At 63.5% G+C, this 12,127-nt stretch carries 12 protein-coding genes and 1 pseudogene; 3 read left to right on the top strand and 10 right to left on the bottom strand.

Translation table 11 applies throughout. The features are described from left to right. Positions 1-176: 176 nt before the first annotated feature. A pseudogene (locus tag QMY55_RS13920) lies at positions 177-917 on the top strand (SIR2 family NAD-dependent protein deacylase). A 66-nt stretch (positions 918-983) separates the two neighbouring features. Here QMY55_RS13920 and QMY55_RS13915 read toward each other — a convergent pair. The 8 genes from QMY55_RS13915 to QMY55_RS13880 form a co-directional block, all read right to left on the bottom strand. Further along, complete coding sequence (locus tag QMY55_RS13915; protein WP_283484794.1) at positions 984-1,475, bottom strand: SRPBCC family protein; 492 nt, start codon at positions 1,473-1,475, stop codon at positions 984-986. Positions 1,476-1,556: 81 nt separating this feature from the next. Next, positions 1,557-2,156: a chromate transporter gene (locus tag QMY55_RS13910; RefSeq protein WP_283484793.1), complete on the bottom strand. Its 600-nt coding sequence runs from the start codon at positions 2,154-2,156 to the stop codon at positions 1,557-1,559. Beyond that, entirely contained in the window at positions 2,153-2,737 is a 585-nt protein-coding gene (locus QMY55_RS13905; protein WP_283484792.1) for a chromate transporter, read from the bottom strand. The genes QMY55_RS13910 and QMY55_RS13905 overlap by 4 nt, the downstream gene beginning before the upstream one ends. 153 nt (positions 2,738-2,890) lie before the next feature. After that, complete coding sequence (locus QMY55_RS13900; RefSeq protein WP_283488960.1) at positions 2,891-3,538, bottom strand: GntR family transcriptional regulator; 648 nt, start codon at positions 3,536-3,538, stop codon at positions 2,891-2,893. Between the two features lie 141 nt (positions 3,539-3,679). Continuing rightward, on the bottom strand, positions 3,680-4,426 hold the full coding sequence (locus QMY55_RS13895; RefSeq protein ID WP_283484791.1) for an aspartate/glutamate racemase family protein: 747 nt from the start codon (positions 4,424-4,426) through the stop codon (positions 3,680-3,682). 20 nt (positions 4,427-4,446) lie between these two features. Beyond that, positions 4,447-5,880 (bottom strand): dihydropyrimidinase, encoded by a 1,434-nt coding sequence (gene hydA / locus QMY55_RS13890; RefSeq protein WP_283484790.1) that lies wholly within the window; start codon positions 5,878-5,880, stop codon positions 4,447-4,449. Between the two features lie 8 nt (positions 5,881-5,888). Next, a complete protein-coding gene (locus QMY55_RS13885; protein ID WP_407650511.1) occupies positions 5,889-7,115 on the bottom strand; it encodes a serine hydrolase domain-containing protein in 1,227 nt (408 codons plus the stop codon). 29 nt (positions 7,116-7,144) lie between these two features. Further along, positions 7,145-8,452, bottom strand: a complete 1,308-nt coding sequence (locus QMY55_RS13880; protein WP_283484788.1) for an MFS transporter — start codon at positions 8,450-8,452, stop codon at positions 7,145-7,147. Between the two features lie 279 nt (positions 8,453-8,731). On the opposite strand from QMY55_RS13880, the gene QMY55_RS13875 reads away from it, so the two are divergent. Both QMY55_RS13875 and QMY55_RS13870 read left to right on the top strand, forming a co-directional pair. Next, positions 8,732-9,463: a maleate cis-trans isomerase family protein gene (locus QMY55_RS13875; protein ID WP_283484787.1), complete on the top strand. Its 732-nt coding sequence runs from the start codon at positions 8,732-8,734 to the stop codon at positions 9,461-9,463. A 49-nt stretch (positions 9,464-9,512) separates the two neighbouring features. After that, a complete protein-coding gene (locus QMY55_RS13870; RefSeq protein ID WP_283484786.1) occupies positions 9,513-10,364 on the top strand; it encodes a fumarylacetoacetate hydrolase family protein in 852 nt (283 codons plus the stop codon). 24 nt (positions 10,365-10,388) lie between these two features. On the opposite strand, the gene QMY55_RS13865 is transcribed toward QMY55_RS13870, so the two are convergent. Next, positions 10,389-11,711, bottom strand: coding sequence for a type II toxin-antitoxin system HipA family toxin (locus QMY55_RS13865; RefSeq protein ID WP_283484785.1), 1,323 nt, complete (start codon positions 11,709-11,711; stop codon positions 10,389-10,391). Positions 11,712-11,726: 15 nt separating this feature from the next. Next, positions 11,727-12,023, bottom strand: coding sequence for a helix-turn-helix transcriptional regulator (locus tag QMY55_RS13860; protein ID WP_283484784.1), 297 nt, complete (start codon positions 12,021-12,023; stop codon positions 11,727-11,729). Between the last annotated feature and the right edge of the window lie 104 nt (positions 12,024-12,127).

Below are 12,127 nucleotides of genomic sequence, written 5' to 3'. Positions count from 1 at the left end.
CTTTTTTATGGCGGGTCCACCTATAGACTTTTCCGCAGGCTGGTCTGCCCGGCCTTTGGCATGCTCTGCCTCAAGCCAGCTCCGGTCATTGCGAAAAAAGTGTGGACTGACAGCGAGGCCCGGGTGATGGGCGCTACCGATAAACCTTGACAGCCAATGATGGCAGGCGGCAATTGATGGAGCACAAAGAGCGGATTGCACAGGCAGGAGAGTGGGTGGCACAGGCCCGTCGGGTATGCGTGCTGACGGGCGCGGGTGTGAGTGCCGAGTCAGGCATTCCCACGTTCAGGGATGATGAATCAGGCTACTGGTCGCAGTTCAAGCCCGAAGAGATGGCCAGCGAGGCGGGCTACCGCCGTGATCCGGCCCATGTCTGGCGCTGGTACCAGCATCGGCGTGAGCGTCTGGCCCAGGTTCAGCCCAATGCAGGGCATAGGGCCCTGGCGCAATGGGCAGCGATGCATCCCCGGCGCATGACGCTGGTCACCCAGAACGTGGACGGCCTGCACTAGAGGGCCGGCAGTCAGGGCGTGCTGTGCCTGCATGGAGAGCTGATGAAAAACCGCTGGCTCAATCGCCGCTGCGCCGAATGCGATCTGGAGCGCACCTCTGCCGGAGAACCGCCGTTTTGCCCCGCTTGCGGCAATATGCTGCGCCCGGCCGTGGTCTGGTTTGGCGAAATGCTGCCCGCAGGCATCTGGGCCGAGGCCGAGGAGGCCGCCAGTCACTGCGATCTGATGCTGGTCGTGGGGACCTCGGGTGCCGTCTACCCCGCGGCGGGCCTGGCTCAGCTGGCCCATAGAACTGGAGCCAGGGTGGTGGTCGTCAACCCCCATGCCAGCGAGCTGGATTCCGTTGCAGATTGCCTGATTCCACAAGCCTCCGCCATTGCCCTGCCACAGCTATTGCAGCTTTGAATGCTGCGCAGCCTTTTGTGGGAAAGCGCTGGCAGCTATTAATATGATTGCGATTTGCCCAGGTTGTCACGACTGCAGTGTGGCCGCCAGTTCTTGCAGCTGATCGGCGCACAGGTTCCAGCCGGTCTCGAATCCCATGGCGATATGCTGCTGGCGTGCTTCTTCGCTCCAGTGGCGGGCGCGTGCCGTGTAACGTGTTTGCCCGGCCTCGGGTTCAAAGCTGATGATGGCCGTCATGAACGGCTTTTCGGATGGAATCCAGCCGGCGCTGTAGGCATCGGTGAACACCAGACGCCTGTCGGCCTCCACCTCCAGATAGACACCCTGATTGGGGTATTCCTTGCCGTCTGGATCGCGCATGACGATGAGGTTGTGGCCGCCCGGCCGTACATCGAGATCGGCTTTGGCAATGCTCCAGGGACGGGGTACAAACCATTGCTTGAGCAGCTCGGGCTCGGTCCAGCAACGGTAAAGCGTGTGGGCGCTGGCCGGAATCAGCCGGGTGATGAGCAGGTCGCGAACATGTTCGCCTACGGGATCCAGAGGTGTCTCGGACATGGGGCTCTCCTTGAACAAGAGGGTGTTTTTATACCCTAGCCGTGGCGCTTGTCGAGTGCGCCGTATGGAGTGCGCGAATGCCTAGATCCAGCCCAGAGCTCCCAGCAGTGCGCCGCCAGCCAGCAACCACAGCAGGTGTATGCGGGTGCGCCACACCAGCAAGGTGCAAGCCAAGCTCAGCAGCCATACCCGCCAGTCCCGGGCCGGGTTGCCGCTGGCGCTGCCCAGCAGCCAGCCTGTGGCCAGCAGCAGGCCAATGACCAAGGGCGCCATACCCTGCTTGAAGGCGCGCACGCCGCGCTTGTCGCGGTTGCGCTGGCCCCAGCGTGAAGCCTGCCAGGTCAGCAGGGAGCTGGGCAGCAGGATGCCAATCATGCAGACCGCCACGCCCAGCGCGCCAAGCGACCAGGCCACCGCGCCGCTGCCACCACCAGCGTTCAGCCCGACATTCCAGCCCAGCAAGGCGATGAACAACACATTGGGCCCGGGTGCGGCCTGGGCAATGGCGATGGAGCTGGTGAACTGGGTATCGGTCAGCCAGTGGTTGCCACCGACCAGAAAACGGTGCATGTCGGGGGCGGTGGCAATGGCACCGCCAACGGCCATCAAAGAGAGCGAGAGAAAATAGCTCAGCAGGTGCAGCCAGTCCATTGCCTGCATCTGGATCACCAGCGTATTCATGCGGCCAGCCTTCGGTAGGTCAGCAGACAGCCGCTACCACCAACCAGCAGCAGGGCCCAGAACAACGGCATGCGCAGCACGGCGACCAGGGCAAAGGCCGCAATGGCCAGGCCGGCGCAGTACCAGCGCCCCAAGGGGTGATGGCGCAAGGTGCTTGCGAGCTTGAGGCCCATGCCTGCCACCAGTCCGGCGGCCACTGCGCCCATGCCACGCAGGGCCCCAGCCACGGCCGGGCTATCCGAAAACTGGGTATAGATCAGGGTGAGGCTGATGACGACCAGCATGGGGAAAGCCAGCATGCCGCACAGTCCAACGATGGCGCCACGCCAGCCGAAATAGCGCTCGCCCAGCATGATGGACAGATTCACCACATTGGGGCCGGGCATGATCTGCGCCACGGCCCAGTCCTCGATGAATTCTTCGTTGCTCAACCACCGGCGCTTTTCCACCAACTCGCGCTGGACCACGGCCAGTACGCCGCCAAAGCCCTGCAAGGCCAGAAAGGTCAGCGACCAGAAAAGCTCGCGCAGATCGCGTGGCCGAGGGCGTGAGATGGCGGTTGGGGCAGGGGTGGTGCTCATAAGTGCCCCGGGGGCGGATGTCGGGTGATCGGGCAGTGCCGCTCATGCTAACCCTGCAGATAGATATTCCGTGCGGCCAAGCCATCTTCAGTGGAGACAGGGGTATCTGTTGCGCAGATGGCGCAAGCCAGGGCCGTATCAAAAAGTGACTGCCTAGATGTCGCCCAGAATTTCTTCGAGATCTGTTCCGTCTGCATCGGCCTCCAGACGCAGGCTGCCCTGAATGTGATCAAGGTGCTTGAGCATCAATTGTTCGGCCTGCTCGCTGTTGCCTGCAATGATGGCGTTGACAACGGCTTCATGTTCGTCCACTAGGCAGCAGGTATTGACGGCCGACTCGTAGAGAGAAATGGTCAGGCAGGTCAGCGTTGACAGCTCACGCATGCTGCGAAGCAGTGCAGAGTTGCCCGCAAGCTCGGCCAGCAGCACGTGGAACTCTCCTGACAGGCGGACGGTAGCGCGCTTGTCCGCATTTTTTCTAGCGTCTCGCTCGGCCTTGAGGTGGGCCTGGAGCCTGCGAATCTTGGTATTGTCGACATGTTTGACCAGACGCTGTACCACGCCGGGTTCGATCAGGCGGCGCGCTTCAAACACATCCAAGGCCTGATCAATGCTCGGCTTGGCGACAAAAGCACCGCGTTGGGGAAAGAGTTCCACCATCTGCTCGCGGGCCATGCGGGCCAGAACCTCACGAACCCGGGCGCGGCTGGTGTTGAAGATGCTGGCCAGCCTGTCTTCTCCCAGCTTGGTGCCCGGTAGCAAACGATGTTCATGGATGGCAGTCGCAATGCGCGAAGCCATTTCATCTACGGTGATTTCGGAGCGGGAGGCGCTGTTTCGATTGTTCACTTTAAAAGCCGTTTTTGTCGACATGTGGGTGAATTCTAGTATCGGCTGGCAAGCCTCCCGATAGACGCTCAGTATGAGGCTTCTTTTCAAGCCTTACGGCAGCTTGCTCAGGAGCTGAGTCAGCCCTGGAGGAAGGTTCTTGAAGTCCTTGCGTGGCGGCTTGGCGAAGCTGCCGGCCCGGGCCGGCGCGGGAGCCAGCGAGACCAGGCTTTGCGCATGGTTGACGGCGCTGGAGACGCCGTCAACCGCAGGCACCGGCAACTGGTGCTTGATGGAGCGGGCCAGGCCCGCCAGCGGCGCGCCGGCGATGATCAGCACATCGGCGCCGTCATCATGAACGGCGGCTTCGCACAGGGACTGCAGGCGCGCTGCATGGTCGTCCTGAACGCTGCCAATGTCGCGTAGCGGCTCGTCCAGGCAGCGGATGCTGGCCAGGCGGTCAATCAGGCCATTGCGCTCCACCATGTCGCGGTACCAGGCCGTGATGCGCCTGGAGATGGCGACGATGGAAAAGCGTTTGCCCAGCATGCAGGCACTCATGAGCGCGGACTCGGTCATGCCCAGCACGGGGATGTCCAGCGCCTCGCGCAGGCCTTCGAGGCCGGGATCGCCAAAGGCCGCAAGGATGACGGCGTCATGCTGGTGCGCATGTTTGGCGGCCAGCTCGGCCACGGCATAGGCTGCGATCATGGCCTCGAAACGCGTCTCGATATAGGCCACGCCCATGGGCGCGGTCATCATGGTGATCTCCGTGCCCGGCGCGGCGGCCAGCCTGGCCTCTTTCTCGATGAGCGCGGTCACGCTCTCGGAGATATTGGGGTTGATGATGAGCAGTTTCATGGTGTGTTCGTGCGGGAGTTTCAGAACCGGGCCTGGTGGCGCTTGGGCAGCAGTGTGGGCGCGCCGCGCTGCAGGAAGCGGCCGCTGCCGGCGCGGGCGTGGAATTGCTCGCCGTCCCAGACTACTTGTCCCGCAGACAGGGTGAGGCAGGGCCAGGCCTTGAGCTGCTGGCCTTCATAGGGCGTGTAGTCCACGTTGTGGTGCAGATCGCGGTTGCTGATGGCGCGTTCGCCTTCCTGCCAGACCACGAGGTCGGCATCGGCGCCGATGGCGATGCTGCCCTTGCGCGGATGCAGGCCGTAGACCTTGGCCGGGTTGGTGGAGGTCAGCTCCACGAAGCGGTTGAGTGTCATGCGGCCCGTCAGCACACCATGCGTGTAGAGCAGCGACAGGCGGGTCTCGATGCCAGGAATACCGTTGGGAATGTGACCAAAGGACACCTCCTCGCCATTGGGTTTCTTGCCTTCGGGTGAGTCGTAGTTGAACGGCGCATGGTCCGAGGAGAACACGGTGAACAGGCCGTCGTTCAGCCCGTTCCAGATCACTTCCTGGTTGGCCTGATCGCGCGGCGGTGGGCTGCACACGCACTTGGCGCCCTGGTAACTGTCGTCTATGCCCAGATCCTCGGCGCTGAGGAACAGGTATTGCGGGCAGGTCTCGGCCATGATGTTCATGCCGTGGGAGCGGGCCCAGCGGATCTGCTCGACAGCCTCGCGGCCCGACACGTGGACGATGAGAATGGGCACGTCGGCCAACTCGGACAGGGCAATGGCGCGGTGGGTGGCTTCGCGTTCCACCAGCATGGGGCGAGAGACCGCATGGTAGCGCGGAGCGGAGCGGCCGCTGGCTTCCAGGCGCTTGGTCAGCCACTGGATGCAGTCGGCGTTCTCGGCATGGATCATGGCGGTGGCGTCGTACTTGCGCGCCACGTCCAGCACGTCGAGGATCTGGCCGTCGTTGAGCTTCAGATCGTCATAGGTCATGTAGATCTTGAAGGAGGTATAGCCTTCGCGGATCAACTGGGGCAGTTCCTTCTCCAGAACTTCGGGTGTGGGGTCGCTGACGATCATGTGGAAACCATAGTCCACGTGGGCCTTGCCGTCGGCGCGGCGGTGGTAGTCCTCCACGGCCGCGCGCAGCGACTGGCCCTTGGCCTGGGCCGCGAACGGAATCACGGTGGTGGTGCCGCCGCAGGCCGCGGCGCGCGTGCCGCTGTCGAAGTCGTCGGCCATGCGCACCGGCGGTTCCATGGGCTGGTCCAGGTGGCAGTGGGCGTCGATGCCGCCGGGCGTGACCACGCGGCCGGCAGCGTCATATTCGCGGGCGCCGGCGGGCAGGTTGGTGCCCAGTTGGACAATCTTGCCGTCGCGGATGGCTATATCGGATTCAAAGATGTCGCTGGCGGTGGCAACGCGCGCATTGCGCACTACGAGATCAAATTCGCTGGATTTCATGCTGAATATCAGAGTTTCGGGGTGTCGGTAGGGTCTGCCGGTGCTCCGGACTGGCCCTGGTGTTGTGATGCGAGTTTGAGTTCGCGCGCCAACGCCTTGTGGCGGGCGGGCGTGGGTTTGGCATGGGCCTGGTTGCTCAGCGCAGGCAGCACGTAGTCATTGACCATGCGGCGGATGGCCAGCACGTTCCGGGATTCGCGCAGGCCGCCTTCGATGGGCAGCATGCTGGTCATGACCACCACGGCATTGCGCTCGGGCAATATCACAATGAACTGGCCCTTGAAGCCCATGGCGTGGGTTTCGGGCTCGGTGGCGACGATGTCGTTGATCCACCAGTAATAGCCATACCATGGCGCCGAGGCGGGCGCGGTCATGGTGCGGACCCAGGCCTGGGAGACGATCTGCTTGCCGTCCCAGCGGCCGCCGGTCAGCACCAACTGGCCTAGCTTGGCCATGTCCACGGCGCGCAGGCGCAGCCCCCAGCCGGAGGAGACCAGGCCTTTGTCGTCAGCCCGCTCCCAGGCGTAATGGCTCATGCCCATGGGCTTGAAGAGTCTCTCCTTCGCAAAGTCCTGCAGTGGCATACCGGCGTCGGCTCCCAGTGTGGCGCTGGCCAGGATGGGGTTGACGTCGGTGTAGTCGAAGGTCGTGCCGGGCGCTACCTTGGGAGTAGTTTCGGCCGCCAGCTTGAGGCGGTCGGGGGCGCCGTAGTAGATGGGGTCGTCGGTGGGCTTGAAGTTGTAGACCAGGCCCGTGGACATGGACAGCACATGCCGCAGTTCGATGGATTGCTTGTCGGAGAAGGCGTCCTGGAGGTCGGGGCGGGCCTTGGCCAGGATGGGCGCCACTTTCTCGTCGAGCTTGCTGCGGCCCTCGTCCACCAGAACGCCGGCGGCCAGGGCCGTCACGTTCTTGGTGATGGAGTACAGCTCGTAGTTGTGGTTGCGCGTCAGGCCCTGGCTGTAGCGCTCATAGATCAGCTTGCCGTCCTTGACGACGAGAAAGCTGCGCACGTCGAGGTTTTCCTTGCGGATCATCTCGGACAACTGCACCAGAGGGCGTGAATCCACGCCTACGGACTCGGGGGCGGCCGCAGGGAAATCGGGACTCGCCTGGACGGCGACGGAGTTGCGGCTGGCTGGTGTGGCGGCATATGCGCTCAGGGTTGAGGCGATGGCCGTGGCGCAGGTCAGGGCCACGGCTCGGCGTGTGGGCAAAGGCATGGGGTTCTCCATCAAAGTGTCCAGACGAGGCGGGGCGGTACTTAGACCGGGATCTTCTTGCTGTAGTCGATCAGGATCGACGAGCAGACGAAGAGGCCTGCGCCCGCAGCAGCGAAGAGCATCATGGCCATGTCATAGGAGCCGGTGGCCTGCACGATCACGCCCACCAGAATGGGTACGCCGATGCCGGCGAAGTTGCCGCCCAGGTTCATGACGCCACCCAGGAAGCCGACGCGCTTGCGGGTGCCCAGAATCGAAGGAACGCACCAGAACAGACCGCACCAGCGCAGGAAGAACAGCGTTACCGACAGCAGGATCACGATGGTCACGGGGTCCTTGAAGCGGGCCACGTTGTAGATGGCGATGGTGGCGATGATTGAGGCGATACCGAACAGCGTGCGCAGCACCTTGGCTTGCGAAGCGCCCGCAGCCTTCCACTTGTCGGCAATCCAGCCGCCGACCATCTCGCCGACGAAGCCGGAGAAGAACATGATGAACACGGCGCCGCCCATCTGCTTGATGTCCATGTCATGCACCTTGGAAAGGTAGGTGGGCATCCAGGTCAGCAGGCCATAGAACAGCGCGTTGAAGCACATCCAGCCGAAGAACATGCCCCATACCGAGCGGTACTTGAAGAAGTCCATCACCTTGCCGCTGGCATGGGCGGGCTCGGCGGCAAGGTCGGCGGCATGTGCTTCCTCGATGAAGGCAGCTTCGGCTTCATTGACACCGGCGTGCTCACGGGGATGGTTGCGGATATACCACCAGGCAAAGACACCCGCGATCATGGTGCCAACGCCCGCGACGACGAAGGACACACGCCAGGAGTCGAAGTGGGTCAGCAGGCCGGCGATGATCAGCGCACCCAGGGCGGCACCCAGAGGTGCGCCACCGTCCAGCAGTGTGGCGCCGCGGCCGCGTTCGTTTTGGGTCATCCAGATGCCGTTGAGCTTGCCGCCTGCGGGGTAGATGGGGGCCTCGGAGGCGCCCAGACCCAGACGGGTGATCAGCAGCGACACCCAGCCGGTGCAAGCTGCGGCGATGGCCTGGAAGAAGCCCCAACCCAGGGTGGAGCAGACGATGACCACGCGTGGGCCGAAACGGTCGGCCAGCATGCCGCCGGGAATCTGCATGAAGGCATAGGTCCAGAAGAAGGAACTCATCAGCAGGCCCTGAACGGCAGGGCTGAGATCGAACTCCTTGGCGATCATGGGCATGGCCACGGACAGCGATGCGCGGTCAATGTAATTGACTGCGATCAGGAAAAGCATCATCAGGAAGATCTTCCAGCGCACCTTGGTCGGCGCTGCCGCCGCCTGTGGCACGGCAAGTGTGGTGGGGTTTTGCATCTCGGGTCTCGCTCCATCGGTTGGTTGGTTGTTCGATGTGAGGTTGAAATCTAAATGTCGACAATGTTGTCAACAATATCGTAAACACCTATTTGGGAATTTTCTCTGAAATATGCTGTGAGGCGAAAGGCGGTGACGCAGTGAAGATTTTTTTGTCGGATAACTTTGAGCGATTGGAATTTGATTTATTGTCAACAATATTGTTGACGTTTTGTTGGGCGAGGTGAACAATGCCGGCCAACCGGTTTGCCGGTTGGCCATACAACGGAGACAAGCAAGATGACTGCAACTACGACATGCCTGGGCGTGCTCACGCCTTCTTCCAACACCGCGCTGGAGCCTCTGACCAGCGCGCTGGCTGCCAGTGCCGGCAACTGCTCGGCCCACTTTTCGCGCTTCACGGTGACTGAGATTTCGCTGGCCGAGGGGGCACTGAACCAGTTCGACGACAGCAAGATCCTGGCCGCCGCCGAGCTGCTGGCCGATGCCAAGGTGGACGTGATCGGCTGGAGTGGCACGGCCGCAGGCTGGCGCGGCTTTGAGACCGATATGCGGCTGTGCGAGCGTATTACCGAGCGCACCGGCATCAAGGCCACGACGGCCATCCTGGCACTCAATGAACTGATGGAAAAGCTCTCCGTGAAGAAGCTGGCCATCGTCAGCCCGTACACGGCGGACGTGCAGCAATGCATCGTGAACAACTACCGCGTCGCAGGCGTCGAGACCACGGCAGAGCGCCATCTGGACATCTCGGTCAACCACAGCTTTGCGCTGGTGGAGCCCGAGCAACTGCTGCAACTCATCGGCAACGTGATCGAAGAAGGCAAACCTGACGCCGTCGTGACTTACTGCACCAATTTGCGCGCTGCGCACCTGGCCGAAGAGGTGGAGCGCCGTTGGGGCGTGCCGCTGCTCGATACCGTGAGCACCACGGTCTGGGGCATGCTGCGCGCGGCCGGGCGCGATCCTTCCGCCGTCAAGGGCTGGGGCCGCCTGTTCGATGTTGCATGATGTGGGCAAGCGACGACGAACCTGACCGATTCATGAGGAGACAAACATCGTGAAACTGCTTCGCTATGGCAGCGCGGGTGCGGAACGCCCGGGCGTGCTGGACGCCGATGGCGTGCTGCGTGATGCATCGTCCCTGGTGCCTGATTGGGTACCGGGGCAACTGGGCCCCGATGCGCTGGAGCGCATACGGCATACGGACTGGAGCCGTCTGCCCAAGGTTGACGGAACGCCACGCCTGGGCTGCCCTGTGGCGCAGGTGGGCAAGCTGGTCTGTGCGGGCCTCAACTATGCCGACCACGCGGCCGAGGCGGGACTGCCCGCGCCGGCCGAGCCCGTGCTCTTCATGAAGGCCGTGACGGCGATCTGCGGCCCGAACGATGCTGTGCAGATGATGCCGGGCGCGGACAAGGTCGACTGGGAGGTGGAGCTGGGCGTGGTCATCGGCAGCCGCGTGCGGCGCGTGACCGAGGCGCAGGCCTTGTCGCACGTGGCCGGCTATCTGCTGGCCAACGATGTGTCCGAGCGCGGCTGGCAATTGGAGCGTGGCGGCACCTGGACCAAGGGCAAGAGCCATGACACGTTTGCGCCGTTGGGCCCCTGGCTGGTGACGGCCGACGAAATTACCGATCCGCATCGCGTGGGCCTGTGGTTGGAAGTCAACGGCAAGCGCATGCAGAACGGCAATACGGCCAACTTCATTTTCAGCCTGCCCACGCTCATTTCGTATATCAGCCAGTTCATGACGCTGGAGCCAGGGGACGTGGTGCTGACCGGCACGCCGGCAGGCGTGGGCCTGGGACAGAAGCCCGCGCCGGTATTCCTCAAGCCTGGCGATGTGATGCGTCTGGGCGCCGATGGCCTGGGCGAGCAACGCCTGGTCTGCGAAGCTTTGCCGGGATAAGCCGTACTCGGCAGTGGCACGGCGCTAGCGCGTCAGCGCCATGCCGCCCTGCAGGCGCTCGCTGATGGCGGCAGCCATGTTGGCCGGTGCGTCCTTGAGCAGCGCCGGCCACAGCGCCTGGGCCTGGCGCAGCAGGTCCTTGAGCAGGCTGATATGGCGCGGAATGCGCAACAGCCCGCCGGCCTGCATCAGGGCGCGCAACCCGTCCCAGTCAAGGTGGCGCAGTCGCTCGTCGATGGCGCGGTTGACCGCATACTGGCCGGGCGGCGCATCGGCGAAGAAAGCGGCCACGCAGACCGGATCGTAGACAGGTGCCAGCCGCGGATGGCGGCCGTCGGGGTAGATCAGGGCCCAGTTCTTCAGGTGGGCATCGGTATTGCCCATGAGCATGAAGGCCAGCATGCGGGCCAGGAACTCGCGCGTGTCCTGCACGGGCTCGGGGCTTAGCCGGTTGAGCACGCGCAGCATGGTGGCCCAGTCGCGCAGCGGCTCGGTGCCATGGTTGCGGCCGTATTTCTGGCGCGGCGCATAGCCCAGCACCTGGTTGAATTCCTCCATATGGACACGCTCGCCGCCCGGCAGGTGGTCGAAGCGCGCCACGGCCAGGATGGTGTCGAACGGCACCTGCTCGGGCAGCTCGGCCTCGGTGCGGTTCAAGATGCTGGCCCGGGCGCAGTGCAAGCCCAGGGCTTCGCACAGCTGGTAGCCCATGTATTCGTTGACCACCAGATCGGGGTGGCGGCTGGTGGGCAGCTTGAGGATGGTGCTGCCGGCCTGGCCCTGGCGGTGAACGGTGTAGCGCCGGCCGTTGTGCACGGCGCTGAACTTGGTGACCACGCCGGGCAGGGAGGCCGCGTCGGCCACGGGAAACTCCACAAAGCCCGGCTCCAGCACGTCCAGCCCCTGCGTGGTGTGCCAGTAGCGCACGGTGTCGGGTATGCCGGCTTGCGGCGGCATGGGTTCCACCTCCAGTGCGCCCATCAGGTCGTGGCCGGCGGCAGCCAGCAGCTCGAATTCGTCGTCGGGCGCGCAGCCGCGCTCGGCCGCCAGTCGCTCGCGGTTGTGGCCTTCGGGCAGCAGGTTCTGGAAGTACACGGGCCAGCGGCCATCGGTGCGCACCAGGCGCGCATCGCGTGCCGACGCCAGGATCTGCCGCGTCGCGGCCTCGGTTTCGCCCGTATAGCTCAGAGAAAGAGTGGGGCGCTCGCTGTCCGCTATGTAGTCCTCGTCGAACGAGATGCGCAATATGTCGCCATACTGGGACAGATAGCCTATGCCGCGCCGCCCGCCACCCTGGGCCGCGGGGCGGTGCATGTACAGACGCAGATAGCGGATGGCGGTGGTCATGGTGGTGACGGTGGCTTAAAGCTTGTCGACGATGGAGGGCGGTGCATCGGCTCCCTGGGGCTGGGCCAGGAACTTGCCGCCCGACTGTATGAAGGCCTGGAGCTGCGCACGCAGGGCCGTGGGCACGGCAATCAGGTCCATGTCGAGCACACGCGCCATCTCCTGCAGCGTGGAAAAGCGCGGGTCCACATCGCCGGTTTCGGTACGCTGCACGGCCATGCGCGACAGGCCTGCGCGCTGGGCCAGCTCGGCCTGGGTGATGTGGGCAGCCTTGCGCGCCATGGACAGGGTTTGGATAAGATCGGAAGTCATGATCATTAATGTATGCTTTTTTGAGAAAATGCATACAAAAAATATCTTTTCGACTGGCGGATGCGTGAACTCGTGCAATGTGCCGGCTCGGGAGAGAATAGGTG

Origin of the sequence: Comamonas resistens (genome assembly GCF_030064165.1) — a bacterium.
Lineage (GTDB): Bacteria > Pseudomonadota > Gammaproteobacteria > Burkholderiales > Burkholderiaceae_C > Comamonas > Comamonas resistens.
The sequence above is the reverse complement of the archived record's forward strand: the minus strand, read 5'-3'. Positions and strand labels throughout refer to the sequence as shown.

Coding starts and splice junctions, on each gene's coding strand:
- QMY55_RS13895 (WP_283484791.1), bottom strand. CDS start 4,426: ATGAAACTGCTCATCATCAACCCCAATATCTCCGAGAGCGTGACCGCG.
- QMY55_RS13885 (WP_407650511.1), bottom strand. CDS start 7,115: ATGGAGAACCCCATGCCTTTGCCCACACGCCGAGCCGTGGCCCTGACC.
- QMY55_RS13875 (WP_283484787.1), top strand. CDS start 8,732: ATGACTGCAACTACGACATGCCTGGGCGTGCTCACGCCTTCTTCCAAC.
- hydA (WP_283484790.1), bottom strand. CDS start 5,880: ATGAAATCCAGCGAATTTGATCTCGTAGTGCGCAATGCGCGCGTTGCC.
- QMY55_RS13900 (WP_283488960.1), bottom strand. CDS start 3,538: ATGGCTTCGCGCATTGCGACTGCCATCCATGAACATCGTTTGCTACCG.
- QMY55_RS13905 (WP_283484792.1), bottom strand. CDS start 2,737: ATGAGCACCACCCCTGCCCCAACCGCCATCTCACGCCCTCGGCCACGC.
- QMY55_RS13865 (WP_283484785.1), bottom strand. CDS start 11,711: ATGACCACCGCCATCCGCTATCTGCGTCTGTACATGCACCGCCCCGCG.
- QMY55_RS13910 (WP_283484793.1), bottom strand. CDS start 2,156: ATGAATACGCTGGTGATCCAGATGCAGGCAATGGACTGGCTGCACCTG.
- QMY55_RS13860 (WP_283484784.1), bottom strand. CDS start 12,023: ATGACTTCCGATCTTATCCAAACCCTGTCCATGGCGCGCAAGGCTGCC.
- QMY55_RS13880 (WP_283484788.1), bottom strand. CDS start 8,452: ATGCAAAACCCCACCACACTTGCCGTGCCACAGGCGGCGGCAGCGCCG.
- QMY55_RS13915 (WP_283484794.1), bottom strand. CDS start 1,475: ATGTCCGAGACACCTCTGGATCCCGTAGGCGAACATGTTCGCGACCTG.